This is a genomic window from Variovorax sp. GW821-FHT09B05, assembly GCF_059418265.1.
The window spans coordinates 215,198-240,478 of sequence record NZ_JBWKPN010000002.1 but is presented as its reverse complement, the minus strand read 5'-3'; the positions used below and the strand labels follow the sequence as shown (position 1 = coordinate 240,478).

Sequence of the window (25,281 nt, the reverse complement as noted above, 5' to 3'; positions counted from 1 at the left end):
ACGCTTTCCAGACCATGTCCACCACCACTTCCTCCTCCCCGCCCCCACTGCGCGCGCCGCGCGCCGAAGCCGCCGCGGCCCCGGGCGCGCGACGGCTGCGCGAGGCGGCCACGCGCCACCGCGTGCCGCTGAGCATCGCGGTGCTCGCGCTGTTCCCGCTGGTCGTTCCCTTCCACGCGATGGCGATCAACATCCTGCTGTTCGGCCTGTTCGCCGCGGGCTACAACCTGACCTTCGGCTACACCGGCAAGCTGTCGTTCGGCCACGCGGCCTTCTACGGCAGCGGCGCCTATGCCTGCGGCATCCTGATCGCCAGCCACGGCCTGCCCTGGCCGCTGGCCGTGGCGGCGGGCATCGCGCTCGGCGGGCTGGTGGCGCTGGCCATCGGCGCGCTCGCGATCCGCACGCGCGGCATCTACTTCGCGATGGTCACGCTGTCGCTCGCGCAGTGCGTGTACTTCGCGGCCTTCCACGCGACCTCGCTGACCGGCGGCGACAACGGCCTGCGCGGCGTGAACGTGCCCACGCTGCGCCTCGGCGGCTGGCAGGTCGACCTGCTGCAGCCGCTGAACCGCTACTACTTCATGCTCTGCTTCGTGGCGCTGGCCGTGTGGCTGCTGTCGCGCATCCTGCAGTCGCCGTTCGGCGCGGTGCTCGAGGCGGTGCGCGAGAACGAGCAGCGCGCCCGCGCCTCGGGCTTCGACGTGGAGCGCGCCAAGCTGCTGTCGTTCGTGATCTCGGGCCTGTTCTGCGGGCTGGCCGGCGCGCTGACGGCGATCAACCTCGCGACCGTGGGCATCGACACCCTGTCGTACCACACCTCGGGCCAGGTGATGATGGTCACGCTGCTCGGCGGCATGGGCACCTTCTTCGGGCCCTTCGTGGGCGCCGGCGTGTTCCTCGCGATGGAGCATGCGTTGACGGCCGTGACCGAGCGCTGGCAGCTGATCGTCGGGGTGATCTTCATCGCGCTGGTGCTGTTCTTCCCGAAGGGCATCTGGGGCACGCTGCTCGCGAGGATGGAACGATGACGACCACGCATCGGGACGCCATCCTCGAGACGCGCGGCCTCACCAAGCGCTTCGGCCAGTTCACCGCCAACGAGGACATCGGCGTGAGCTTCCCGCGCGGGCAGCTCACCGCGATCATCGGTCCCAACGGCGCGGGCAAGTCGACCTTCTTCAACATGGTCTCGGGCGCCTTCGCGCCGAGCGCGGGCGAGATCCGCTTCGACGGCCGCGACATCACCGGGCTGGCCCAGCACCGCTTCGCGCACCTGGGCATCGCCAAGTCCTTCCAGGTGACCAACCTGTTCCCCGACCTCACGGTGCTGGAGAACGTGCGCGTGGCGGTGCAGGCACTCGACAGCGGCTTCGACTGCTGGCGCCCGCGCGCCGCGCGCCGCGACTGGATCGAGAAGGCCGAGCGGCTGCTCGAGCGGGTGCAGCTGCAGGACAAGCGCGGCTTTCGCGCCGAGCGGCTCTCGCACGGCGAGCAGCGCGCGCTCGAGATCGCGGTGGCGCTCGCGAGCGACCCGAAGCTGCTGCTGCTCGACGAGCCCACGGCCGGCATGAGCCCCGAGGAGACGCGCTCGGTGATGGACCTGATCCTCGCGCTGGTGGCCGAACGCACGGTGGCGCTGGTGGAGCACAAGATGAAACTGATCATGGGCGTGAGCGACCGCATCGTGGTGCTGCACCAGGGCCGCCTGCTGGCCCAGGGCAGTCCCACGGAGATCCGCGCCAACGAGGACGTGCAGCGCGTCTACCTCGGCCACGGAGGGCAACACCGATGACCCCATCGCAACCGCCGCTGCTCGCGGTGCAGAAGCTCGAGGCCTGGTACGGCCGCAGCCACATCCTGCAGGGCATCGACCTCGAGGTGCACGCGGGCGAGATCGTCTGCCTGATCGGGCGCAACGGCGCGGGCAAGACCACGATCATGCGCAGCATCATGGGCCTGATGGGCCGCACGCGCGGCAGCGTGCTGTTCGACGGCGTGTCGCTTCTGGGCCTGCCGCCGCACCGGCGCTTCCACCAGGGGCTGGCCTACGTGTTCGAGGAGCGCCGCATCGTGCCCGGGCTCACGGTGCTCGAGAACCTGCGCCTGGGCATCCTGGCCTCGGGCCGGCACGCGCGCGAGCAGGAACTGATCGACGAGGTGGCGCAGACCTTTCCGCGCCTCAAGGAGCGGCTCGCGCAGGTGGCGGTCACGATGTCGGGCGGCGAGCAGCAGATGCTGGCGATCGCGCGCGCGATGGTGGCGCACCCCAAGCTGGTGATGCTCGACGAGCCCAGCGAGGGGATCATGCCGGTGCTGGTGGACGAGATGTTCGCGCTGTTCGCGGCCTGGAAGCGCGCCGGCAAGACGCTGCTGCTGGTGGAGCAGAACGTCGAGCTGGCGCTGTCGATCGCGGACCGCGCCTACATCGTCGACCAGGGCTGCATCGCGCACCACGCGGGCGCGGCCGAGCTGCTGGCCGACCGCGAGATCCAGGAGCGCTACTGCTCGGTGTAGCGCGCCCGGGCCTGGCTCAGGCGCCGTCGACCACCGGGTTCGACAGCAGGCCCACGCCCTCGATCTCGACCTCGCAGACGTCGCCGGCCTTCATGAAGACCTGCGGCTTGCGCGCCAGGCCCACGCCCGAGGGCGTGCCCGCGATGATGATGTCGCCGGGCTGCAGCGCGAAGGGCTCGGAGCACACCGACACCAGCGTCGCCACGTCGAAGATCATGTCGCGCGTGTTGGCGTCCTGCAGCACCTGGCCGTTGAGCCGGGTCTGCAGCTTCAGGCCGGCGGCGCCCGCGGGCAGCTCGTCGGCGGTCACGAACTCGGGGCCGAACGAGCCCGAGCGGTCGAAGTTCTTGCCCATCATCCATTGCGCCGACTTGAACTGGTAGTCGCGGATCGAGCCGTCGTTGAACACCGAGTAGCCGGCCACGTGGTCGAGCGCCTGGTCCTTGGCGATGTAGCGACCGGCCTTGCCGATCACGATGACCAGCTCGCCCTCGTAGTCGAACTGGGTCGAGACGTGCGGGCGCTCGAGCGCCTTGCCGTGGCCGACCCACGAGGAGGCGAAGCGATGGAACAGCACCGGGTAGGTCGGCGGGTCGAACTTGCTCTCGGCCGCATGGTCGATGTAGTTGAGGCCGACCGCGATCGCCTTGGCGGGCGACTGCACGGGCGGCAGCCAGTCGAGGCCGGCCAGCGGCAGCCGGCTGCGCGCGCTCTCGCCGGCGCGGCGCGCGGCGGCCAGGCCCTCGGGGCCGGCGCGCAGCAGCTCGTCGAGCGTGGCGGGCAGGCCTTCGGCGCTGAGGTTCACGACTTCGTCGCCAAGACGAAGACCGAGGGCGGGCTTGCCGCTGCTTTGAAAGGCCAGGAGGCGCATGGGAGTTCCTTGTGGTGGGTGAAAGAGGAAGAGAAACGCGAAACGATCAGGCGGCGGGATCGGCGGCCGGCGGCGCGGGCTCGATCTCGAAGTTGGTGACGAAGTCCTCGGGCACGCGCGGGCCCCAGGCATAGAAGGAGTCTTCGGGCGGATGGTCGGCGGCGGGCCAGTCGAAGTCGCCGGGCACGAAGTCGATGTCGTACGAATATTCCGAATAGCTGCCCCAGGGATCGCGCACGTAGTGGAAGTAGTTCGAGCCCAGCACGTGGCGCCCCACGCCCCAGCCGCGCACATGGCCGGCGGCCAGCATCTGCTCCATGCCGCGGCCGACCTCGTCGATGTCGGCCACGTCCCAGCTCAGGTGGTGCAGGCCGGGCCCGCCCGACTTGGCCATCGCGACCAGGTGGTGGTCGCTGCCGTGCACGCCGTGCATGAACACGATCAGGTCGCCCGAGCGATCGGAGACGCGCAGGCCCAGCGCCTCCTCGAAGAAGCGCACCGCCTCGGGCACCTTGGCGCTGAACAGCAGCACGTGCGAGAGCCGGCGCGGGTGCACCTTCGGGATGCGCGCGCGGTTGAGTGACGCGCCCACGCCCGGCGGCGGACGCGGCGCGAGCACGCGTTCGCCCGCGGCCTCGGGCGAGCTCTTGGCGGCCACCACGACCTGCACCGGGAAGCCGTCGGGATGCAGCAGCCAGAGACCGGCCTCGCCGCCCTGCTCCGCGCTCAGCGGATGGGCCTCGCAGCGCGGCAGGCCCAGCTGCTGCGCGCGCGCGGCGATGCCGTCGAAGTCCTCCGCGAAGCAGCCGAAGCGCAGGTACTGCAGCTTCTTGGGCTGGCCCGGCGCTTCGTGGAGCGAACCCCAGGCCTGCGGATGGCCGACGGTGTGGAGGTCGAGCCGGCCGCCATCGCGGCGCGGATCGAGGCCGAAGGCGGCATAGAAGCGCTCGGCCTCGGCGAGGTCGGGCACGGTGAACACGAAGCGGTCGAGCGAATGCACGGCCTGCAGCGCGGCGCGCGGCGGGTTCTTGACGGTGCGAAGCGAGGAAGCGGTCATGGCGGCTTGTCTCCGGTGGACGGGTGGATCCGTGGTTTCTTGTTCGAAGAATATATTATTTATTGAATCATAGATTTAAAAGCCTGCCAAGTATGATCTGGGCCAACGCAACGCCACGGCGCGAAAGGACGCGATGAACGAGAAGACCAAGGGCATGAGCCAGACCCGGCTGGTGTTCACCCACCTGCGCGCCGCGATCGTCGGCGGCCGCCTGCTGCCCGACGCCAAGCTCAACATCGCCGCGCTGGCCGAGGAGCTCGACGTGAGCGCGGGCGCGGTGCGCGAGGGGCTGGCCATGCTCGAGGCCGAATCGCTGGTGGTGTCGGAGCCCGCGCGCGGCTTCCGGGTCAGCCCGATCTCCGAGCCCGAGCTCGAGGACCTGGTGCAGGCGCGCATCGAGATCGAGAAGCTCTGCCTGGCCGAGGCGATCCGCCATGGCGGCCTCGAATGGGAGGGCCGCGTGGTGTCGGCCCACCACCGGCTGTCGCGGCTGGCCGAGCTGCAGCACGAGCTGCCGCAGACGCTGCTGAGCGAGGACTGGACCGCCGCCCATGCCGAGTTCCACCATGCGCTGGTGAGCGGCTGCCCCAACGGCTGGCTGCTGCGCATGCACCTGATGCTCTACCAGCAGAGCGAGCGCTACCGGCAGCTGTCGGCGCCGCTGGGTGGCGACCGGCGCGACGTGCGCGGCGAGCACCAGGCGCTGGTCGACGCGGTGCTCGGCAAGGACGTGCAGGCCGCGCAGACGCTGATCACCGAGCATCTGCAGACCACGGGGCGCCTGCTGGTCGAGGGCCTGCGCGCGCAGGCGCCGAAGGCGGCGAAGCGCCGCGCCTAGCCCCGCGGCGATTGCGCCGCCACATCACAGCTATATCGCGCGGCCCCTTCAACCGGCCCGCCCGGCATCGCAAGCTCGCTGCATCTTCAACAAAGCATGCAAGGAGCGACACGATGTTCGCGATGCAGTACTCGCACCGGCTGCCGGCCGGCCACGACATGGAAGCCATCCGCCGCCGCGCGGCGCAGCGCGGCCCGCTGTGGGACCACACCGAGGGCCTGGTCTTCAAGGCCTTCGTCGCGCAGGAGCGCGGCCGGCACCGTGCCGTCGGCCACCTCTACGCCTCGGTCTACCTGTGGCGCGAGCCGGCGGCCGCGGCTTCGTTCCTGATGGGCGAGCGCTTCCAGAACGTGATCGACAGCTTCGGCCGGCCGCGCGTGGAGAGCTGGCTGCCGCTCGATGCGCGCGCCGGCGCGGCGCGCACCGAACGCGCGGCCTGGCTGCGGCGCAGCGAGCGCGCGCTCGATGCCGATGCCGATCGCGCGGCGGTGTTCGCCGCGCAGGCCCGCGAGCCAGAGGCGGGCGTGGTCGCGACCTGGAGCGCGCTCGACCTGGCCGCCTGGCGGATCGTGCGCTTCACGCTGCTGACGGACGCGCCCGAGGCGCCTGATGCAGGCGATGGCGACGCGATCTACGAAGTGCTGCACCTCGCGCAGCCGGGCCTGGAGACGCTGCCATGAGCACCGCGTTCGACCTGCTCGCGGGCCATCTGCTGGCCGTGCTCTCGAGCGCCGCCGTGCTGGCGATGGCCACCGCCGTGGCGGCCATCGCCCTGCGCGCGCTCAGCGCGTGAGGCCGCCGGCCGTCGCGCGCATCGCGTCCGACAGCGACTTCAGGGCGCGCCGCGCCGGCGCATCGGACACGCCCGCATGCAGCACCACGTCGCGCGCGGGCAGCGGCGGCAGGCCCAGCACCGGGCCGACCTCGATCGTGCCGGCCGGCGCCACGCGGCGCCCGAGCGCGGCCACCGCGAGTCCGGCCGAGACGGCCGCGCCCACCGTGAGGATGCCGCCGCCCACGAACACCTCGGACCACGGCACGCCACCCTGCGCCAGCGCCGTGACGGCCATCTGCCGCACGCTGCAGGGCTCGGCCTGCGTCGCCAGCGGCAGCGGCTCGCCCGAGCGGTGGATGAAGTCGGGCGCGGCCATCCAGCCGAAGGGCTCCTCGAACAGCACCTCGCCGTCGAGCCGGCGGCTGTCGTGGCGCAGCACCAGCACGGCATCGAGCGTGCCGCGATCGAAGGCCTCGAGCAGTTCGCGCGAGGTGGAGATGCGCACCTCCATCACCACGCCGGGCTCGGCCTGCTTCACGCGGCGCAGCAGCAGCGGCAGCTCGGCGCCGACGATGTGGTGGCTCAGGCCCACCACCAGCCTGCGGCGCGGCGCCGCGAAGGCATCGAGCGCGCCGCTGTGCGCGGCCAGCAGGTTGCGCGCAAAGGGCAGGAAGGCATCGCCCTCGGCCGACAGCCGCACGCGGCGCGGCGTCCGCTCGAGCAGCCGGCGGCCCAGGCCGTCCTCGAGCCGCTTGATGCGCAGGCTCACGGCCGACTGGGTGCCGTCGAGCGCCTCGGCCGCGCGCGTGAAGCTGCGCAGGTCGGCCACCAGCACGAAGGCCTGCACGGCCTCGATGTCGAGCGCCTTCATGGCGCGCGCCCGTCGAAGGCTGGGGGATCGGTGGGGACGATGGAAGGCGCGCTCATTTCGATGCGATCATTTCACAAGGCATTCGCCCGCGTGTTCCGGCGCGGCACATCGACCCTCCACAGAAAGAGACATCCCGTGTCCCTCGAAACCCACTCCCCCGTCAATGCGCCGCTGATCGGCGTGCCCGGCGGCCGCCAGCAGCTCGACACCCCGGCGCTGCTGATCGACCTGAGCGCGATGACGCGCAACATCGAGCGCATGGCCGCCTTCGCGCGCTCGCGCGGCGTGGGCCTGCGGCCGCACGTGAAGACGCACAAGTCGGTGGCGATCGCGCGCATGCAGGTCGCGGCCGGCGCCATCGGCGTGAGCTGCGTGACGGTGGGCGAGGCCGAGGTGATGGTCGCCGGCGGCATCCCGGGCGTGCTGCTGACCTCGCCCGCGGTCACGCCGAGCAAGATCGCGCGCGTGCTCAAGCTCGCGCGCCAGGCCGGCCCCGGCGGACTGATGGTGGTGATCGACGATCCGCGCAATGCCGCCGAGCTCGCGCGCGCGGCCGCCGCCCTGCCCCATCCGCTCGACGTGCTGGTCGACTACGGCGCGGGCTACAACCGCACCGGCGCCGCCACCGAGGCCCAGGTGCTGGCACTGGCGGCGACGATCGCGGCCGAGCCGCGGCTGCGGCTGCGCGGACTGCAAGCCTATGCGGGCAACCTGCAGCACATCGTGGAGCGCGAACATCGCAGCGCCTCGGCCGCGGGCCTGCGCCGGACGGTGGCACGGATCGTGGCCGCGGCCGAAAGCCAAGGCATCCGCTTCGAGATCGTGACCGGCGCCGGCACCGGCACCCACGACCTCGATGCGCAGGGCGACGGTTTCACCGAGCTGCAGGCCGGCTCGTACGTGTTCATGGATGCCGAGTACGCGCAGGTGCTGGCCGGCAATGCGCCCGGTCAGGAATTCGAGGTCTCGCTGTTCGTGCAGACCGCGGTGGTCAGCACGCAGGCGGCCGACTGGGTGACGGTGGACGGCGGCAGCAAGTGCTTCGCCACCGACAGCGGCGTTCCGCTGGTCGCGCGCGGCGCCGGCACGGGCAGCCGCTATGCCTTCTTCGGCGACGAGCACGGCAAGCTGCTGGTGCCGGCCGACGAGCGCCCGGCGCTGGGCGCGCGTGTCGAGTTCGTGACGCCGCACTGCGACCCGACCGTGAACCTGCACGACGTCTACCACGTGGTCGAGGACGACACGCTGGTCGCCATCTGGCCGGTGGATGCGCGCGGGAAGCGCTGAGGAAGAAGAGGAAGAAGGCCGCTCAGACGCGCGGCAAGGCGGCCAGGTAGGTCGACACCACGATCGCGGCCGCGCGGTCGAGCTGCAGGATGTCGGCCACGTCGAAGGCATGCGGCGCGGTGCGGCCGGTGGCGCCCAGCGGCTTGCGGATCTCGACCAGCACCTCGGCCGCGAGCTCGCGATCGCTGCGCGGACGGCCGTCGGCATGCATCACCCAGGCATCGACGTCGTCCATCGCGATGGTGCGGAACACCCCCACGATCGGGACGTACTTGTAGCGATCCTCGCCCACCAGGATGGGGACGTTGAGGTTGCAGAAAAACGTGGTCGTCGACATGCAGGATCGCTGCCGTGGCAAGGCTTCTTAATAATTGATAAGTGTGATGCGAAGGATTTCCCATGGCGGCAGAGTTCACGGCATCCAGCCGTGACCTTCTGCACACAAACCGTCCCAAACAGCCCCGTCGCATGCAAAACGAATACTTACATTTTACATGTTCGTAAATCTTTGTGTCGCAAAGGCGTCCATTTGTTACTTAATTCATTCGTAAAGATGTGACGCATGCACGTTTCATGACCTTGTCATCACGCGCCAGGACGCACCGGCGCGACCGCGCCGCCACGGGGCGGCCTCGGCATGTACCTGCAATGGCGATGCTGCTGCGCGCGCGGAAGGGCTCGACGGCGGCCGCGGGCGTGCGGAGCCGCGCGCCGCGCGAGGCGGACGTGCGCTGTCGGCGCCTGGGGCCGGCGCCGCTCAGTCGGGCGCGGTGAAACGCGGCGCGCGCCGCTCGATGTTGGCGCGCACGGCCTCGACCTGGTTCGGGCTGCCGATCAGCGCCTGCTGCTCCACCGACTCGGCGATCAAGAGCTCGGCCGCGCTGTGCGCCAGCGAGGCATTGAGCAGCCGCTTGCCGGCGCGGATCGCATCGGGGCTCTTGCCAGCGATCTCGTGCGCCATCGCGAGCGCCTCGGCCAGCGGATCGGCCGCGAGGCGCGTGGCGAAACCGAGCTGCAGCGCCTCCTCGCCCGAGAACACGCGGCCGGTGTAGGTGAGCTCGCGCACCAGGTCGCTGCGCGCCAGCTCGCGCATCAGCACCATGCCGCCCATGTCGGGCACCAGGCCCCACTTGATCTCCATCACCGACAGCCTGGTGTCGGGCGCGACGATGCGGATGTCCGCGCCCAGCGCCACCTGCAGGCCGCCGCCGAAGGCCACGCCGTGCACCGCGGCGATCACCGGCACCGGCACCTCGCGCCACACCATCGCGACCTGCTGCGCGGCGTTGGCCAGGCCGTGCGTACGCGCCACCAGCCCGGCGCCGCCGGCCGACTGGCCCAGCACCTCGCCGGCCGCGCCCTGCTCCATGCGCTGGAACGAGGCCATGTCCAGCCCCGCGCAGAAGGCCTTGCCGCGCCCGGCGATCACCACCGCGCGCACCATGGCGTCGGCGCGCAACGATTCGCCGGCGGCGATCAGCGCATCGAACATCGCGGGGTCGAGCGCGTTCATCTTGTCGGCGCGGTCCAGCTGCAGTTCCACCACGCCGTCGGGGTGGCGGATCGTTTCGATGCGTTCGGTCATGCGGTGTGTCTCCTGGGGTCGTGGGCAAAGTATCGCGCGCCGCGGTGCTCGGCGATGATGGCGGCTGTCGCCGACCCAACACCCGCACCGCCGTCCATGTCCCTCGACCGCCGCCGCTTCCTGCAATCGGGCACCGCCGCCGTGGTGGCGCTGCTGGCCCAGCATCCCGCCGGGGCCACCAAGCCCACGGTGTCCGGCGAGGCTGGCGGAGCACTGGGCTTCACGGCCGTGCCGGCCTCGCTGCGCGATGCGGTGGTGGTGCCGCCCGAGTACGAATGGCAGCTGCTCTATCCCTGGGGCACGCCCACCGGCATCGCCGGCCAGCCGATGCCCGCCTTCGCGCCCGACGGCGGCAACAGCGCCGCCGACCAGGCGCTGCAGGCCGGCATGCATCACGACGGCATGCATTTCTTTCCCCTCGCCACGCCCGGGCGCGCGCTGCTCGTGATGAACCACGAGTACACCGACGAGCAGCTGCTGCATGCCGACGGCGCGAAGGAATGGAATGCGCAGAAGGTGCGCAAGTCGCTGCATGCGATGGGCGTGTCGGTGATCGAGATCGCGCGCACGCCCGAGGGCGGCTGGCGCCAGGTGCTGCCCTCGCCCTATGCCCGCCGCGTGCATGGCAACACGCCGATGCGCATCGCCGGCCCGGCCGTGGGTTCGCCGCGCCTGCGCACCGCGCTCGATCCCGCCGGCACCGAAGTGCTCGGCACCTTCGCCAACTGCGCGATGGGCGTCACGCCCTGGGGCACCTACCTGACCTGCGAGGAGAACTTCCACGGCTACTTCGGCGGTCCGAAGGAGGCGGCCAAGGACGCCACGCCCGCGCAGCGCCGCTACGGCACGGTGGCGGGCTCGCAGTGGGTCGAGTACTGGCGCTTCGACGAGCGCTTCGACCTGAGCCGCCATCCCAACGAGCCGCACCGCTTCGGCTGGGTGGTCGAGATCGACCCCTTCGATCCCGCCGCGAAGCCCGTCAAGCGCACCGCGCTGGGCCGCAAGCGCCAGGAGAGCGCGACCTGCACCGTGACCAGGGACGGCCGCGTGGCGGTCTACATGGGCGACGACGCGCGCTTCGAATACATCTACAAGTACCTGAGCACCGACCGCATCGCGCCCGCCGCCGCGGGCTCGCGCGCGGCGGCCAATGCGCGGCTGCTCGACGAGGGCACGCTGTACGTGGCGCGCTTCGACGCCGACGGCCGCGGCCGCTGGATCGAGCTCGTGCACGGCCGCCACGGGCTCGATGCCACGGCCGGCTTCGCCGACCAGGCGGAGGTGCTGGTCCATGCGCGGCTCGCGGCCGACGTGGTGGGCGGCACGAAGATGGACCGCCCCGAGTGGATCGCGATCAGCCCCGGCGGTGAGGTCTACGTCACGCTCACCAACAACAGCCAGCGCGGCGACCTCGGCAAGCCCGGCCCCGATGCCGCGAACCCGCGCGCAGACAACCTGTTCGGCGGCATCCTGCGCTGGCGCGAGGACGACGGCGACGCGGCGAGCGCGGGCTTCGCCTGGGAGCATTTCGTGCTCGCGGGCGACACCGCGCAGCCCGGCAGCGGCGCGCGCTACCCGAGCGCCGATGCCGACCTGTTCGGCAGCCCCGACGGCCTGCACTTCGACAGCGGCGGCCTGCTGTGGATCCAGACCGACATGAGCGGCCAGCTGATCGGCAAGCCGCCCTATACCGCCCTGGGCAACAACCAGATGCTGGTGGCCGACCCGGCCACGGGCCGCATCAAGCGCTTCCTGACCGGACCCAGCGGCTGCGAGATCACGGGCTGCGTGGTCGCGCCCGACCGCCGCGTGCTGTTCGTCAACGTCCAGCATCCGGGCGAGTCGCGCGACGACGGCAGCGCCACGCACAACAGCGCCTGGCCCGACGGCACCGCACCGGGCAGCGCGCGGCCGCGCTCGGCCACGCTGGTGATCCGGCGGCGCGACGGCGGCATCGTCGGTACCTAGAGGAGACCCCCATGAGCATCCGCATCGTTCGACTCGGCACGCCGCGCAGCCTCGGCGAAGGCCTGCGCGTGGGCACCGTGCGGCGCCCGCCGCGCGGCGTGCCCAAGAGCGAATTCGCGTCGCAGGACTGGTACGACGTCTGGTACCCGAACCTCGCGCCCTCGACCGAGACCATGAAGCTGGGTCAGGCCGCGCAGACGCCGGCCGAGTGGAATGTGTTCATGCGCAAGTACAAGGCCGAGATGGCCGAGGCCGACGCGAGCCGCAGCCTCGACCTGCTCGCGGCGCTCTCGCACCAGACCGCGCTGGCCGTGGGCTGCTACTGCGAGGACGAGTCGCGCTGCCACCGCTCGCTGCTGCGCGGCCTGCTGGCCGAGCGCGGCGCCGACATCGCGGCCTGATCAGAGCTGCGGCAGTGCCGCGAACACCGGCAGGGCCTCGGCGCGCGCGGCATGGGCCGCCAGTGCCGGGCAACGCGCGGGCGGCACCAGCTCGGGCAGCATCAGCTGCGTGAACGACCAGGCCACGGCCGCCGAGACGGCGTCCTGCGTCAGCGCCGCTTCTTCGGCGGTCCATGGCGCCGCCGCCACCTCGCGCTCGAGTTCGTCATAGGCCGCCAGCAATTGGCCCAGCACCCGGTCCACCCAGGGCTGGTGCAGCTTCTCGGCCGGACGCAGCTTGCGCTCGTAGACGATCTGCACCGTCTTCTCGCAGGCCGCGAGCGCGAGCCCCGTGAGACGCAGCGCGCGCAGCCGCGCCGCCGCTTCGGCCGGCCACAGGCTGCGGCCGGCGAGGAACTCGGCGTACTCGACGATCAAGGTCGAATCCATCAGCACCGCGCCGTCGTCGAGCACCAGCGTCGGCGCCTTGACCACCGGGTTGATCGCGCGGAACTGCTCGAAGGTGCTGAACACCGAGAGCGAACGGTGTTCGAAGGCAATGCCAAGCAGCCGCAGCGAGATGGCCGCGCGGCGAACATAGGGCGAGTCGAGCATGCCGACGAGTTGCATCGAAGGTTCCTCCTTGGGTCTTGAACGAAGCCACGACCTTAGCGGCGCCTGCGCGCGCGGGCCACGGGCATTCATCGAAAATCGGCGCTCCCGGCCGATGGACCATCGGCGAACCCTTCCGCTCATCGCGCATGGACATCGACAAGAAAGACCGCCTGATCCTCGAAGCCCTGCAGGCCGACGCGCGCCAGAGCCTCGCGGCGCTGGGCAAGCGCATCGGCCTGTCGCAGCCGGCCATGAGCGAGCGCGTGCGCAAGCTCGAAGACGCGGGCGTGATCGAGGGCTACGGCGCGCGCGTCAACCTGCGCGCGCTCGGCGTGGGGCTGCAGGCCATCATCCGCATCGACACCACGCACGCGGGCATCGCGCGCTACCTGAAGCTGTTCGAGCAGATGCCCGAGGTGCTGAGCGCCGACCGCGTGACCGGCGAGGACTGCTTCATCGTGCGCTGCGCGATCGCCGAGCCGGCCGACCTCGAGCGCGTGGTGGACGCGCTCGCGGTCGACGGCGCGGTCACCACCTCGCTGGTGCTGTCGAGCCCCGTGAACAAGCACGTCACCGTGCACGCGGCGAAGCCGCCGAGGAAGTAGCGCGCAGGCTCAGCGCTGCGTCTTGTCCTTCTGGTTCTGCGCCTCGATGCGCTCGCGCGCGGCCAGCCAGTCGCCGTCGCTCCACTGGCGCAGCTCGTAGAAGTTGCCGCCGTTGGCCAGCGCGTTGGCGCCGTCCATCATGATGCTCTGGCCCGTGAGCCAGTCGCACTGGCCCGGCGACATCAGGAAGGCCGCGAGGTTCTGCAGCTCGCTCATGCGGCCGGTGCGCGCCATCGGGCTCATCGCGATGGTGCGCGCGCCGGGCTCCTCGCCGGGGTTCAGGCGCTTGCTCATGCCTTCGGTCGGAATCTCGCCCGGGCCCACGGCATTGAGCCGCACGCCGTAGCGCGCCCATTCCACCGCGAGCGACTTGGTCATCACCTCGATGCCGGCCTTGCTCATCGCCGAGGGCACCACGTAGGGGCTGCCGTTGTCGACCCAGGTCACGATGATGCTCATCACGCTGCGGAAGGCATCGCCGGCCTTCCACTGGCCCGACTTGGCCTCGGCCACCCAGCGCTTGCCCACGGCCTGCGTGACGTAGAAGCTGCCGTGGAAGACGATGTTCGCGATCGCGTCGAAGGCGCGCGGCGAGAGGCTCTCGGTCGGCGAGACGAAGTTGCCGGCCGCGTTGTTCACCAGGCCGGTGAGGCCGCCGCTTTGCCAGAGGCTCTCGACCATCTCGTCCACGCTCTGGGCGACGCGGATGTCGACGCCGAAGGTGTCGATGCGCCGTTCGGGAAACTGCTGGCGCCACTCGGCCGCGGTCTCCTCGCAGACCGACTGGCGCCGGCCGCAGATCGCGATGTCGGCGCCCAGGCCGAGGAAGCGCTCGGCCATCGCGCGGCCGAGCCCGGTGCCGCCGCCGGTCACGAGGATGCGCTGGCCGCTCATGAGGGAAGGTTGGAACATGCGTCGTCTCCTGGAGGTTTGCCTGACGGCGGCCATGCTACGCGCGGCGGGCGCCGCGCGCATCGGGGGCCGGGTCGCGGGCGCGACGCGGGGCTGGGGCGAGAATGGCGCCATGCCCGACTCCATCGACGCCCCTATCGACGCCTCCTCGCAGCCGCTCGCCGGCGTGCGCATCCTGAGCCTCGCGCTCAACCTGCCCGGCCCGGCCGCGCTGCTGCGCTGCCGTCGCATGGGCGCCGATTGCCTGAAGCTCGAACCGCCCGCAGGCGACCCGATGGCGCTCTACAACAAGCCTGCCTATGCCGCGCTGCACGAGGGCATCGCCATCGAGGCGGCCGACCTCAAGAGCGAGGCCGGCCAGCGCGCGCTGCACGAGGCGCTCGCGCGCACCGACGTGCTGCTGACCTCGTTCCGTCCCTCGGCGCTGGCCAAGCTCGGGCTGGACTGGAACGCGCTGCATGCGCGCCATCCGGCGCTGTCGCAGGTGGCGATCGTCGGCGCCCACGGCGAGCGCGCCGAGGAGCCCGGCCACGACCTGACCTACCTCGCCGAGAGCGGCCTGGTCACCGGCACCGCGCTGCCGGCCACGCTGTTCGCCGACATGGGCGGCGCGCTGCTCGCGAGCGAGGCGGTGCTCAAGGCCCTGCTGCTGCGCGCGCGCGGCGCCGCGGCCGAGGGCGTGTACCTCGAGGTCGCGCTCAATGTCTCGGCCGACTGGCTCGCGCTGCCGCGCACCTGGGGCCTGACGCAGCCGCAGGGCGCGGTCGGCGGCGCGCATGCGGGCTACCGCGTCTATCCCTGCGCCGACGGCCGCGTGGCGGTGGCCGCGCTCGAGCCGCATTTCGCCGCCCGGCTGTGCGAGGCCGCGGGCCTGGCCTCGCGCGACATGATGGCGCCGGCCACGCACGAGGGCGTGGCGGCCTGGATCGCGCAGCGCAGCCGCGCCGAACTCGAGGCGATGGCCCGCGAGCGCGACGTGCCGCTGCTCACGCTGGCGGACTGAAGGCCGCCGGTCCGGCGGGCCTCAGAGCTTGATGCCCGCCGCCTTCACCGTCGGCCCCAGCACCGCCACCTGCTCCTTCACGATGCCCTCGAAGCGGGCCGTCGTCTCGGGCTTGGCGACGATGCCCAGCTCGATCAGCTTCTTCTGCACCTCGGACATGGCCAGCACCTCGTTGCAGGCGGCATGGAGGCGCGCTACCACCTCGGGCGGCAGCTTCGCGGGGCCGCTCAGGCCGAAGAAGTTCTCGAGCACCAGCTTGGGCTGCCCGACTTCGGCGATGGCCGGCACCTCGGGCATCAGCGGCGAGCGCGCGCTGCCCGTGACCGCCAGCGGCACCAGCTGGCCGCTCTTGAAGTACGGCACGTAGGCGGTGATCACGTCGATCCCCACGGGGATGGTGTTGGCGATCAGGTCGGTGGTCATCGGCGCGCCGCCGCGGTAGGGCACATGCTCCAGGTGCAGCCCGGTCACGCGGCGGATCAGCTCGCCGTGGATATGGCCGATCGAGCCCGGGCCGCCCGAACCGAAATCGAGCCGGCCGTCCTTGCGCGCGCGGGCTTCCAGGTGGGCGAAGCTCGCGATGCCCGAGCCCTTGCTGGCCATCACCACCAGCGGCGCCGAGCCCAGCGCGGCGATGTGGCTGAAGGCCGCGACCGGGTCGTAGGGCTGCTTGTCGAGCGTGAACGGGCCGAGCGCGATCGGCGTGGTGTTCGCGAGCATCAGCGTGTAGCCGTCGGGCGCCGCGGCCGCCACCTGGGCGCCGCCGATGGTGCCGCCCGCGCCGGGCTTGTTGTCGATCACCACCGCCTGACCGAGCCGGCGCGCGAGCTGCTCGCCCATCACGCGCGCCAGGATGTCGCTGGAGCCGCCCGGCGGGAAGGTCACGACGATCCTGATCGGCCGGTCGGGCCACTGCGCGAAGGCCGGCAGCGCGAGCGCGGCGGCGCCGGCCGCCAGCAGTTGCAGCGCGCCGCGGCGCGTGGGACGGACGAGGGAGGGGGTGGTGGAAGTCATGGCGCGGTCCAGCAAGAGCAATGCCCGCACTCTAGGAACGCGCCCATGGCACGCCAATCGCTAGCGCCTTATGCGCGGCATAGCAAAGCGCCGGGCCTGCACGATGGCTTGGCACCAAAGCTGTGCAGCGCCCTTCCCTCCATGTCCCGCGCCAACGATCCTTTCGACACCTACCTGCTGCGCGTCTTCGCCGTGCTGCTGGCCGAGCGCAGCGTCTCGCGCGCCGCCACCCGCCTCAACCAGTCGCAGCCGGCCGTGAGCACCGCGCTCAAGCGGCTGCGCGAGATCTTCGGCGACCCGCTGCTGGTGAAGGACAAGCAGCGCATGGTGCCGACCGAGCGCGCGCTGCGGCTCGAAGCCTCGGTGCGCGTGGTGCTCGGCGAGATCGACGCCCTGCTCGCGCCGGCCGACAGCTTCGATCCCGCGACCACGCGGCTGACCTTCCACCTCGGCACGCCCGACTACCTGGCGCCGCCGCTGATGGCCGCGGTGGTGCAGTACCTGCGCGGCACCGCGCCGGGCGCGCGCCTGTTCATGCATCCGCTCGGGCCCGAGTTCGATGTCGAGGCCGCGCTGGCCGACGGCTCGCTCGACGTGGTGGTGGGCAACTGGCCGCAGCCGCCCGAGCACCTGCACACAACCTTGCTGATGGAGGACGAGATCGTCTGCCTGGTCGACCGCGACCACCCGGGCGCGCAGGGCCTCGCGTTGAGCGACTACCTGCACGGCGCCCACGTGGTACCGCAGCTCTACAGCACCCTGCAGCGCGGCGTGGTCGAGAGCCACCTCGCCACGCTGCGCCTGGCGCGCACGCCGACCGTGACGGTGCCCTACTTCTCGATGGCGCCGCAGCTCCTGCCCGGCACCGACCTGATCTTCACCACCAGCCGGCACTTCGCGCAGCACTATGCCGCGCTGCTGCCGCTGGCGATCGTGCCGGCGCCGCTCGACTTCCCGCCGATGCGCTTCTACCAGCTCTGGCATGCGCGCCACCAGCGCGCGCCGGGCCACGTGTGGTTCCGCTCGCTGCTGTCGGCCGTGATGCGCACGGCCGGCGCCACGCGGCATCTGCGGATGCCGCCGGCGCCGGAACTCAGGAAGGCAGCCGCAGCGCCCCGAGCTTCTTATCGAGCTTGATCAGCCACAGCCGCGTGGGCCGCTCGAGGTCGGTGCCGCGCGTGAGGCGCGCACCGGTCACGCCCTCGGGGCAGCCGCTCACGATCGCGCCGGCCGCGTTCACGGTGCAGTCCTCGACGCTGCCGGCCACGGTGTTGCCGTTGGCGTCGAGCAGGATGGTGCGCAGGCCGAAGTCGTCGTCGTTGACCAGCGCCAGCGTCTGGTCGTCCACGATGGTCAGGCCTTCCGCCTTCTCGGCCAGCCAGCCCAGCGCATTGAGGTCGAGCAGCTCGGTCTTGCGCATCGTCACGACCTTCGAATAGTCGGCCGTGCCCGAGGGCGCCTGCGTGATGCTGCTGATCTCGAGCTCATGCCCTTGCGCCGCGATGTCGGTCGCGTTGGCCGGCAGCTCCACCAGCATCAGCTTGTTGACCACCTTGGCGTCGCTCTTGCGCGCGCCCTGCTCGATCACGATGAAGCGGCCGTTGCCCAGGCTCACCACGTCGCCGAGCTTGGCGTTGCCGGTGCGGTCCTTGTCGTACTGGCTGCCGTCGATCGGGTAGGCGTAGAGCTTCGAGGTCTCGGTCGCCGGATCGAACTCGAGCCAGCGCGTGAACTTCGCGATGTGGCGCACGTCGGTGTTGCTGCCGCCGGGCGGCTTGGCCTTGATCGACTTGCCGCTCTCGTCGCGCGGATCGATCGGGCTCTGCAGGAAACCGTGCAGCCGGCCGCTGGCGGCATCGAGCGTCAGGCCTTCCATGCCGCGGTTGGGACGGCGCTTGGCCAGCACCAGCGGCAGGTCGTGCGCCGAGGCGCCGGGCGCGTACTTCTTCTCGATCACGCCGGTGGCGATGTTCAGGCGCGCGATGAAGGGGCCGTACTCGTCGCTGGTCCACAGCACGTTGCGCGCCTTGTCGAGCACCAGCGTCTCGGGGTCGAGGCCGTTGGCGTCGTAGCCGGCCTTGGCCTCGTCGAACACGTAGCGGTCGGTCAGCGGCGTCTCGCCGGTCGAGCCGATGCCCGAGCGCGGCGGCAGGCCGGTGATCTTGCGGTTGGCGTCGATCTTGAGGGGCACGCTCGAGCTCAGCACCGCGCCGGTCTTGCCGATGCGGATCAGGCCGAAGCTGGGCGCGAACGACGGCGCCGGGAACACCTTGCTGATGCTGAGCGTGTCGCTGCCGGGGATCGGCGCGTTCGGGCCGTCGCCGTTCGGGCCGCGGTCGGTGATGGCATAGAACTCGAGCGCGCCGTCGTCGGCCTTGCCCTTGAAGGCCAGGCCCGAGCCGTAGGCCGGCAGGAAGCCCTTGGGGAAATCGGCCTGCACCTTCGGGTTCGCGCCCTCGTAGGGAACGTTGAACTTCTCGTCGGCCTGCAGCTGGTAGCGCGTGACGCTGGCGCCGATGCTGCCGAGCGCGTTCGACTGGGTGAAGGCCTCGGTCACGGGTGCGTTGAGGCGCGCGGCCAGCGTGTTCTCGAAGTGCTCGCGCGCGAGCATGCGGCGCGCGGCATCGACGCTGCGGCTCGCGTAGGGCGCGGGCAATCCGGCCAGCACGGCGTTGAGCGCGGTGTTGAAGGCCTCGGCCGAGGCCGAGAAATCGAGCGAGCCGGCCTTGAGCGCGGCCTTCAGCGCGGGCGCGAGGCGGATGCCGTTGGAGGGATCGAGGTCCTCGTCGAAGCTCTGCAGCGCGAGCAGGCGGTTGACCACCGCATCGGCCTTGACGTCGCTGCCGCCCACGAGGTTCAGCGGCGTGACCGTGCTGCCGCAGGCGGCGCTGCCGATGGCGAGCGCGCCGACCGAGAAGCTCACGGTCTCGCCGTCCTTGCATGTGAATTCGCCGTTGGCGTTGGTCGCGGCCTTGGCGCCGCCGCCGGCCACGTAGTCCAGGCCCTCGACGGCGGCGTCGAGGAAGGTGCCGGTTTTCGATTGCGCGGCGGGCGGGTTGTTGCCGCCACCGCCGCCCGGCTGGAACACGAAGCCCCCGCCGCCTCCGCTGCCGCCACCGCAGGCCGCGAGCAAGGCGCTCGCGCCCGCGAGCGCCAGCCATCCGATCCCCGGCCGCGCGGCCCCCCTCTGCATCTTGTTCGTCATGAGTTTTTCATCTCCGTGTCATGGCCGCGCGCGGGTTGCGCGCGGGCCGGGCGATTAGCCCCGGCGCGTGTGACAGGAAAGTGAAAGCGTGGGCCAGGCCGTCAGCGGCCCAGCCCCTCGCGCTGCCGGTCCTCGCGCTTGAGCGCGAGGTAGGTGTCGAGGTCGATCTCGTGCAGCTGGCGCGGGAACTGCTCGGCGGCCGCGAACCAGTGGCGCTGCCGCTGCTCGGACTGGCCCTTGGCATCGGCCGCGAGGTAGGCATCGAGCGTGAGGAAGTAGCGCATCGCATTGCGCTCCACCAGCCCGCGCATGCCGCGGATGTACTCGGGCTTGCCGTCGGGCGCCTGCCCCACCACCGTGAAGCCGACCTTGTCGCGCCCGAAGGTCGCGAGGTAGGCCTGGGTGGCGAGCTTCACCATCATGCTGTGGTCGTAGCTGTAGCTGAAGTGCAGGAAGCTCTTGTGCTCGTCGAGCGCCACCGCCTCCAGCGTGACGTGGTAGTTGCTGGTGCCGAACGGGCCGCTGGCGGCCGACAGGTCGATCATCAGGTGCTCGGGCGTCGCGCTCGCCACGCGGTAGGCGAACGGCAGCTCGAAGGCCTGGTCGACCGGCTTGTCGTAGCGCCGCACCACGTAGAGCGTGAGCGTCTCGCGGCCCGGTGCGCCGCTCACGCGGCAGCGCCGGTTGTTGACGTGCAGCAGCATCAGCTCGCACCAGTTGGCCGAGCCCTTGAGCGCGCTGCCGACCTCCGACAGCGGATGCTCGACCACCGCGTAGACGTCGCCCTGCAGCCCGTCGGGCGTCTCGATCGAATCGAGCTGTATGGGACGGCCGAAGCTGCTGCGCTCGAGCTTGTCCTTGATCTGCTTGTGCCGGGCGCGCAGCGCCTGCGCGGGCGCTTCGCCGGCCGCCGGCTCGCTGGCCGTGGGCGCGGCGCCGGCCTGGAGACTGCCCGCCAGCAGCCAGCCGCACAGGGCGGCGCCGCAGGCACGCCACAGGTGCCGCGCTGGCGAGAACATGCCGGGGCCCGGCCGGTAGAACGAAATGCTCATCGGACCACACCATACAACGGCACGGCCTTTCGCGTGCTCGGGCGCTTCCCGCGCCCTTGCCCCATGCGCGCCAGCGCGGACGCGCCCACAATCGCGCCGAGCGCCTCCCGCTCGCCAAGGAAGACACCATGCCCCTCGTCCGCATCGACCTCCCCGACACCGCCCCCGAGACGCTCGGCCCGGCCATCGGCGACCTGATCTACCAAGTCATGACCGAGACCATCAACGTCCCGCAGGACGACAAGTTCCAGGTCATCGCGCGCCATCCGCCGGGGCAGCTCGTGCATCCGCGCAGCTACCTGGGCATCGAGTATTCGGCGCGCTTCGTGCTGATCCAGATCACGCTGAACCAGGGCCGCAGCATCGAGATGAAGAAGGCCTTCTACCGGGGCGTGGCCGACGGGCTGCACGAGCAGCTCGGCATCCGGCGCGAGGACGTGTTCATCAGCCTGGTCGAGGTGGTCAAGGAGAACTGGTCGTTCGGGAACGGAGAGATGCAGTACGCATAGCCCGGGCGCCGCCCGCGAGCGCCACGCCCGGCAGCACCAGCGCGAGCGCGACCCAGGTCGAGGCCGTGAGCGGCTCGCGCAGCAGCCAGGCCGCGCCCACGGCGGTCAGCAGCGGCACCAGCGCGCCCGACAGCGAGGCGCGCGCCGCGCCCAGCCGCGCCACGGCCAGGCCGTAGAGCGCGAGCCCCAGCAGGCCCGCGAACAGCCCCTGCCCCACGGCCTGCAGCGCCACCTCGCGCAGCGGCGCGCTCAGCAGCTTCGGCGCGCCCGCGAACCACAGCAACGGCAGCAGCAACAGCGTCGAGCCGAGGTTGATCGCGGCCGCGCCCTGCCAGGCCGTGAGCCCGCTGCGGCGCAGCGCCAGGGTGTAGCCCGACCACAGCAGCGCGGCGAGCAGGAACAGCAGGTCGCCGCGCCATGCCGAGGCGGCCGCGGCCAGCCCGCCGAGGCCGGACACCGCGAGCCCCGCGGCCATCAGCGCCAGCCCGAGGCAGCGCGAGCGCGCGGGCCGCTCGCCATCGAGCCACCAGCCGCCGAGCGCGGTGAACAGCGGCACGCTGCCGGCCACGAACACGCCCATGTGGGCGGCCGGCGCCCACTGCGCGCCGGCCATCACCACCAGCCCGAACGGCAGGCCGCCGCCGAGCACCAGCAGCGCGCCCTGCCGCGCCGGCAGCGCGCGCAGCGCCGCGCGCGAGGCCCACGCCACCGGCAGCAGCACCAGCGCGGGAATCGCATAGCGCAGCACCGCGAGCTCCAGCGGGCCGAGCGAGGTGGTGACGCCGTGGCGCGAGGCGATCTGCCAGCCGCTGCCGATCAGCGCGGTGGCGAGCGCGGCGAGCACGCCTGTCCAGGGAAGGGATCGGTTCATGCGGCCAGTCTGGCCGCGCGCGCCTGGCGGCGCTATCAAGATCCTGCGCAGCTGCGTGCGGACTTACGCGGCGTGAAGCGCACGGCGCGCCTCGCCGGGCGTCACGCCGACCTCGCGCAGGAACAGCGCGCCGAGGTGGCTCTGGCTGCAGAAGCCGAGCGCGTGCGCCAGGCCCGCGAGGTCGCGTTCGCCGGCATCGAGCTGCACGAGCGCGTCGGCCAGCCGCAGGTGCAGCCGGTACTGGTGCGGACTCAGGCCGGTGCGGCGGCGAAAGCTGCGCGCCAGATGGAACGGCGAACTGCTGGCCGCCTCGGCCAGTTCGTGCAGCGACAGCGCACGGCCGTCGACGGCCTCCGCCGCCAGGCAGCGCCGCGCACGGCCCACCGCGCCCTCGCTGTGCGCGGTGCCGCCGGCCGCGAGGGCCTCGGCGATCAGTCGCGGCGTGGCATCGACGGCATCGAGCCCCGCTTCGAGGCGGCGCCAGTGCAGGCGCAGCCGGTACAGGGCGCGCGGCGACAGCAGGCGCTGGGCGCCGTCGCCGGTCCAAGGCGCATCGGCCACGCCGTCGGCGGCGCTCACGACCACGCTGCAGCGCGGCTCGCGCGCCTGGGGGCGCAACTGGTAGCGCTGCGCGGGCGCGACGCGCAGGGCCGTCAGCGCATCGATCCAGGCACCGTGGCCGTCGTCGCCGCGGAACTCCATTGCGGCGGCATCGAAGGGCAGCACCAGCCGGCCCGAGGGCGCGGTGTAGACGGGACTCCATTGCGGCGCGGCCGCGTGCGAACGCACGCGCTCGACGCGCCAGCGCGGGTCGGCGACCAGGAGGATGCGTTGCTGTGCCATGGCGGCCGGGGCGATCGCCGGAGCTGGATCGCCCGCCGCTTCAGCGCACCTTGCGCGCCGAGGGCTTGCCGCCGGCGGGCTTGGCCGAGGGGCGGCCCGAACCGGTGTCGCGCGGCGGCAGCCCGGTGTGCTGCGTGAGGATGCGGCCCTTCGAGGGCTTGACCATCGGCAGCTTCACCGAGGGTGCGGCCTTGGCGGTCTTCGTCGCGGGTGCGCTGGTCGAGTTCTTGCGGCGCGCGCTGGTGTAGCCGCCGTCGGTCAGCGGCTGCCAGGTCGGGATCAGGTGGTGCTTGCCGTTGCCGATCAGGTCGGCGCGGCCCATGGCCTTGAGCGCCTCGCGCAGCAGCGGCCAGTTGTTGGCGTCGTGGTAGCGCAGGAAGGCCTTGTGCAGCCGGCGCCGCTTCTCGCCGCGCACGATGTCCACCGTCTCGCTCTCGCGCGTGATCTTGCGCAGCGGGTTGCGGTTGCTGTGGTACATCGTCGTGGCCGTGGCCATCGGGCTCGGGTAGAAGGTCTGCACCTGGTCGGCGCGGAAACCGTTCTTCTTGAGCCAGATCGCGAGGTTCATCATGTCCTCGTCGCTGGTGCCCGGATGCGCGGCGATGAAGTACGGGATCAGGTACTGCTTCTTGCCCGCCTCGGCCGAGTACTTCTCGAACATCTGCTTGAACTTGTCGTAGCTGCCGATGCCGGGCTTCATCATCTTGCTGAGCGGGCCCTGCTCGGTGTGCTCGGGCGCGATCTTCAGGTAGCCGCCCACGTGGTGCTGCACCAGCTCCTTCACGTACTCGGGCGACTGCACGGCCAGGTCGTAGCGCAGGCCCGAGCCGATCAGGATCTTCTTGATGCCGCGCAGCGCGCGCGCGCGGCGGTAGATCTTGATCAGCGGATCGTGGTTGGTGTTGAGGTTCTGGCAGATGCCCGGATACACGCAGCTCGGCTTGCGGCAGGCGGCCTCGATCTCGGGCGACTTGCAGCCGATGCGGTACATGTTGGCCGTGGGGCCGCCGAGGTCGGAAATGGTGCCGGTGAAGCCCTTCACGCTGTCGCGGATGGCCTCGACCTCCTTGATGATCGAGTCTTCCGAACGGCTCTGGATGATGCGGCCCTCGTGCTCGGTGATCGAGCAGAAGGTGCAGCCGCCGAAGCAGCCGCGCATGATGTTCACGCTGAAGCGGATCATCTCCCAGGCCGGGATCTTGGTCGCGCCGTCGTGGCTGCCGTTCTCGTCGGCATAGCGCGGATGCGGGCTGCGCGCATACGGCAGATCGAACACGTGGTCCATCTCGGCCGTGGTCAGCGGGATCGGCGGCGGGTTGATCCAGACGTCGCGCGCGGTCGTGCCCTCGCCATGCGCCTGCACCAGCGCGCGCGCATTGCCGGGGTTGGTCTCGAGGTGCAGCACGCGGTTGGCGTGCGCATAGAGCACCGGGTCGGCGCGCACCTGCTCGTACGAGGGCAGGCGGATCACCGAGCGGTCGCGCGGCGGCACCTTGGTCTTGCCGCGGCCCTGCAGCGCGGGGTTGGGCACGAACTGCAGCGGCTTGATGGCGGGGTTCACCACCGCGGTGGCGGCTGCCGCGGCGGCCGGCGAACCGGCGACCTCGGCCGCCTTGGCGACCGCCTCGGCCTCGTCCTCGCGCGCGCAGCTCGCGCCGTTGGCCTTGGCCTGGTCCGAGACCATCAGGTAGGGATTGACGTGCGCCTCGACGCGGCCCGGCTCGTCCACGCTGGTGGAGTCGATCTCGAACCAGCCCTCGGGCGTTTCGCGGCGCACGTAGGCGGTGCCGCGCACGTCGTCGATCTGGTGCACCGGCTCGCGCGCCGCGAGGCGATGCGCGATCTCGACGATGGCGCGCTCGGCGTTGCCGTACAGCAGCAGGTCGCACTTGGAATCGACCACGATCGAGCGGCGGACCTTGTCCTGCCAGTAGTCGTAGTGGGCGATGCGGCGCAGGCTGCCTTCGATGCCGCCGAGCACGATCGGCACGTCGTTCCAGGCTTCCTTGCAACGCTGCGAATAGACGATGGCCGCGCGATCGGGCCGCGAACCGCCGACGTCGCCGGGCGTGTAGGCGTCGTCGCTGCGGATCTTGCGGTCCGCGGTGTAGCGGTTGATCATCGAATCCATGTTGCCGGCGGTCACGCCGAAGAACAGGTTCGGCTTGCCGAGCGCCTTGAAGGGCTCGGCGCTCTGCCAGTCGGGCTGGGCGATGATGCCCACGCGAAAGCCCTGCGCCTCGAGCATGCGGCCGATCACCGCCATGCCGAAGCTCGGATGGTCGACGTAGGCATCGCCGGTGACGATCACGATGTCGCAGCTGTCCCAGCCGAGCGCCTCCATCTCCTGGCGCGTGGTCGGCAGGAACTTCGCCGTGCCGAAGCGGGCTGCCCAGTACTTGCGGTAGCTGGTCAGCGGCTTGGCGGCGCGCGCGAAAAAGGAGACGTCGACGGGGGCGTTCATCAAATGGGGGTGGTGCGGCAGGCGGCCTCGAACGGAAAC

At 71.3% G+C, this 25,281-nt stretch carries 25 protein-coding genes; 12 read left to right on the top strand and 13 right to left on the bottom strand.

Going from position 1 to position 25,281, the window contains the following annotated elements; all coding sequences use genetic code 11:
• The first annotated feature begins 14 nt into the window (after window positions 1-14).
• The 3 genes from AC07RM_RS05945 to AC07RM_RS05935 are packed head-to-tail and all read left to right on the top strand — an operon-like array spanning window position 15 to window position 2,517.
• Window positions 15-1,031: a branched-chain amino acid ABC transporter permease gene (locus AC07RM_RS05945; protein WP_093342540.1), complete on the top strand. Its 1,017-nt coding sequence runs from the start codon at window positions 15-17 to the stop codon at window positions 1,029-1,031.
• The gene (locus tag AC07RM_RS05940) at window positions 1,028-1,795 is read left to right on the top strand and encodes an ABC transporter ATP-binding protein (RefSeq protein WP_495333732.1); all 768 of its coding nucleotides are present in this window, start codon (window positions 1,028-1,030) and stop codon (window positions 1,793-1,795) included. Before AC07RM_RS05945 ends, AC07RM_RS05940 begins: the two co-directional genes overlap by 4 nt.
• Window positions 1,792-2,517 (top strand): ABC transporter ATP-binding protein, encoded by a 726-nt coding sequence (locus AC07RM_RS05935; RefSeq protein ID WP_495333730.1) that lies wholly within the window; start codon window positions 1,792-1,794, stop codon window positions 2,515-2,517. The genes AC07RM_RS05940 and AC07RM_RS05935 overlap by 4 nt, the downstream gene beginning before the upstream one ends.
• A gap of 16 nt (window positions 2,518-2,533) precedes the next feature.
• On the opposite strand, the gene AC07RM_RS05930 is transcribed toward AC07RM_RS05935, so the two are convergent.
• Window positions 2,534-3,388, bottom strand: a complete 855-nt coding sequence (locus tag AC07RM_RS05930; RefSeq protein ID WP_057594263.1) for a fumarylacetoacetate hydrolase family protein — start codon at window positions 3,386-3,388, stop codon at window positions 2,534-2,536.
• 46 nt (window positions 3,389-3,434) lie between these two features.
• Window positions 3,435-4,445: a VOC family protein gene (locus AC07RM_RS05925; protein ID WP_495333728.1), complete on the bottom strand. Its 1,011-nt coding sequence runs from the start codon at window positions 4,443-4,445 to the stop codon at window positions 3,435-3,437.
• A 133-nt stretch (window positions 4,446-4,578) separates the two neighbouring features.
• Between AC07RM_RS05925 and AC07RM_RS05920 the strand changes: the two genes are divergently transcribed.
• A complete protein-coding gene (locus AC07RM_RS05920; RefSeq protein WP_495333725.1) occupies window positions 4,579-5,283 on the top strand; it encodes a GntR family transcriptional regulator in 705 nt (234 codons plus the stop codon).
• Window positions 5,284-5,396: 113 nt separating this feature from the next.
• Window positions 5,397-5,963 carry a DUF4865 family protein gene (locus AC07RM_RS05915; RefSeq protein WP_495333723.1) on the top strand — a complete coding sequence of 189 codons (567 nt, stop codon included), beginning with the start codon at window positions 5,397-5,399 and terminating at the stop codon, window positions 5,961-5,963.
• A 102-nt stretch (window positions 5,964-6,065) separates the two neighbouring features.
• Here the strand turns inward: AC07RM_RS05915 and AC07RM_RS05910 are convergent, their stop codons facing one another.
• On the bottom strand, window positions 6,066-6,929 hold the full coding sequence (locus AC07RM_RS05910; protein ID WP_398493889.1) for a LysR family transcriptional regulator: 864 nt from the start codon (window positions 6,927-6,929) through the stop codon (window positions 6,066-6,068).
• A 135-nt stretch (window positions 6,930-7,064) separates the two neighbouring features.
• On the opposite strand from AC07RM_RS05910, the gene AC07RM_RS05905 reads away from it, so the two are divergent.
• Window positions 7,065-8,216: a DSD1 family PLP-dependent enzyme gene (locus tag AC07RM_RS05905; RefSeq protein WP_495333721.1), complete on the top strand. Its 1,152-nt coding sequence runs from the start codon at window positions 7,065-7,067 to the stop codon at window positions 8,214-8,216.
• A gap of 22 nt (window positions 8,217-8,238) precedes the next feature.
• On the opposite strand, the gene AC07RM_RS05900 is transcribed toward AC07RM_RS05905, so the two are convergent.
• Together AC07RM_RS05900 and AC07RM_RS05895 are read right to left on the bottom strand one after the other, a co-directional pair.
• Window positions 8,239-8,553 carry a hypothetical protein gene (locus AC07RM_RS05900; RefSeq protein ID WP_093342549.1) on the bottom strand — a complete coding sequence of 105 codons (315 nt, stop codon included), beginning with the start codon at window positions 8,551-8,553 and terminating at the stop codon, window positions 8,239-8,241.
• A gap of 420 nt (window positions 8,554-8,973) precedes the next feature.
• Window positions 8,974-9,801 carry a crotonase/enoyl-CoA hydratase family protein gene (locus AC07RM_RS05895; protein WP_495333719.1) on the bottom strand — a complete coding sequence of 276 codons (828 nt, stop codon included), beginning with the start codon at window positions 9,799-9,801 and terminating at the stop codon, window positions 8,974-8,976.
• Between the two features lie 96 nt (window positions 9,802-9,897).
• On the opposite strand from AC07RM_RS05895, the gene AC07RM_RS05890 reads away from it, so the two are divergent.
• Both AC07RM_RS05890 and AC07RM_RS05885 read left to right on the top strand, forming a co-directional pair.
• Window positions 9,898-11,769, top strand: coding sequence for a PhoX family protein (locus AC07RM_RS05890; RefSeq protein WP_495333717.1), 1,872 nt, complete (start codon window positions 9,898-9,900; stop codon window positions 11,767-11,769).
• An 11-nt stretch (window positions 11,770-11,780) separates the two neighbouring features.
• Window positions 11,781-12,170: a DUF488 domain-containing protein gene (locus AC07RM_RS05885; RefSeq protein ID WP_495333715.1), complete on the top strand. Its 390-nt coding sequence runs from the start codon at window positions 11,781-11,783 to the stop codon at window positions 12,168-12,170.
• Here AC07RM_RS05885 and AC07RM_RS05880 read toward each other — a convergent pair whose 3' ends face one another.
• Window positions 12,171-12,779, bottom strand: a complete 609-nt coding sequence (locus AC07RM_RS05880) for a glutathione S-transferase (protein WP_495333713.1) — start codon at window positions 12,777-12,779, stop codon at window positions 12,171-12,173.
• A gap of 131 nt (window positions 12,780-12,910) precedes the next feature.
• Here AC07RM_RS05880 and AC07RM_RS05875 point away from each other — a divergent pair, with 131 nt between their 5' ends.
• Window positions 12,911-13,369 carry an Lrp/AsnC family transcriptional regulator gene (locus AC07RM_RS05875; protein WP_057594273.1) on the top strand — a complete coding sequence of 153 codons (459 nt, stop codon included), beginning with the start codon at window positions 12,911-12,913 and terminating at the stop codon, window positions 13,367-13,369.
• A gap of 9 nt (window positions 13,370-13,378) precedes the next feature.
• On the opposite strand, the gene AC07RM_RS05870 is transcribed toward AC07RM_RS05875, so the two are convergent.
• Window positions 13,379-14,281 (bottom strand): SDR family oxidoreductase, encoded by a 903-nt coding sequence (locus AC07RM_RS05870; RefSeq protein WP_057594274.1) that lies wholly within the window; start codon window positions 14,279-14,281, stop codon window positions 13,379-13,381.
• Window positions 14,282-14,393: 112 nt separating this feature from the next.
• Here AC07RM_RS05870 and AC07RM_RS05865 point away from each other — a divergent pair, with 112 nt between their 5' ends.
• The gene (locus AC07RM_RS05865) at window positions 14,394-15,284 is read left to right on the top strand and encodes a CoA transferase (RefSeq protein ID WP_495333711.1); all 891 of its coding nucleotides are present in this window, start codon (window positions 14,394-14,396) and stop codon (window positions 15,282-15,284) included.
• 21 nt (window positions 15,285-15,305) lie between these two features.
• Here the strand turns inward: AC07RM_RS05865 and AC07RM_RS05860 are convergent, their stop codons facing one another.
• Window positions 15,306-16,298 (bottom strand): Bug family tripartite tricarboxylate transporter substrate binding protein, encoded by a 993-nt coding sequence (locus AC07RM_RS05860; RefSeq protein ID WP_495333709.1) that lies wholly within the window; start codon window positions 16,296-16,298, stop codon window positions 15,306-15,308.
• 141 nt (window positions 16,299-16,439) lie between these two features.
• On the opposite strand from AC07RM_RS05860, the gene AC07RM_RS05855 reads away from it, so the two are divergent.
• Complete coding sequence (locus AC07RM_RS05855) at window positions 16,440-17,435, top strand: LysR family transcriptional regulator (RefSeq protein ID WP_093342562.1); 996 nt, start codon at window positions 16,440-16,442, stop codon at window positions 17,433-17,435.
• Here AC07RM_RS05855 and AC07RM_RS05850 read toward each other — a convergent pair.
• Both AC07RM_RS05850 and AC07RM_RS05845 read right to left on the bottom strand, forming a co-directional pair.
• Entirely contained in the window at window positions 17,392-19,503 is a 2,112-nt protein-coding gene (locus AC07RM_RS05850) for an esterase-like activity of phytase family protein (RefSeq protein ID WP_495333707.1), read from the bottom strand. The genes AC07RM_RS05855 and AC07RM_RS05850 overlap by 44 nt on opposite strands.
• A gap of 101 nt (window positions 19,504-19,604) precedes the next feature.
• Window positions 19,605-20,555, bottom strand: a complete 951-nt coding sequence (locus AC07RM_RS05845) for a hypothetical protein (protein ID WP_495333705.1) — start codon at window positions 20,553-20,555, stop codon at window positions 19,605-19,607.
• Between the two features lie 128 nt (window positions 20,556-20,683).
• Here AC07RM_RS05845 and AC07RM_RS05840 point away from each other — a divergent pair, with 128 nt between their 5' ends.
• Window positions 20,684-21,064 carry a tautomerase family protein gene (locus AC07RM_RS05840; protein WP_495333704.1) on the top strand — a complete coding sequence of 127 codons (381 nt, stop codon included), beginning with the start codon at window positions 20,684-20,686 and terminating at the stop codon, window positions 21,062-21,064.
• Here the strand turns inward: AC07RM_RS05840 and AC07RM_RS05835 are convergent.
• The 3 genes from AC07RM_RS05835 to AC07RM_RS05825 all read right to left on the bottom strand — a co-directional run bounded on the left by AC07RM_RS05835 (window position 21,018) and on the right by AC07RM_RS05825 (window position 25,242).
• Window positions 21,018-21,935: a DMT family transporter gene (locus AC07RM_RS05835; protein WP_495333703.1), complete on the bottom strand. Its 918-nt coding sequence runs from the start codon at window positions 21,933-21,935 to the stop codon at window positions 21,018-21,020. The two genes, AC07RM_RS05840 and AC07RM_RS05835, sit on opposite strands and share 47 nt — an antisense overlap.
• A 63-nt stretch (window positions 21,936-21,998) precedes the next feature.
• Window positions 21,999-22,778, bottom strand: coding sequence for a helix-turn-helix domain-containing protein (locus AC07RM_RS05830; protein WP_495333702.1), 780 nt, complete (start codon window positions 22,776-22,778; stop codon window positions 21,999-22,001).
• Window positions 22,779-22,818: 40 nt separating this feature from the next.
• Complete coding sequence (locus AC07RM_RS05825) at window positions 22,819-25,242, bottom strand: YgiQ family radical SAM protein (RefSeq protein ID WP_495333701.1); 2,424 nt, start codon at window positions 25,240-25,242, stop codon at window positions 22,819-22,821.
• Between the last annotated feature and the right edge of the window lie 39 nt (window positions 25,243-25,281).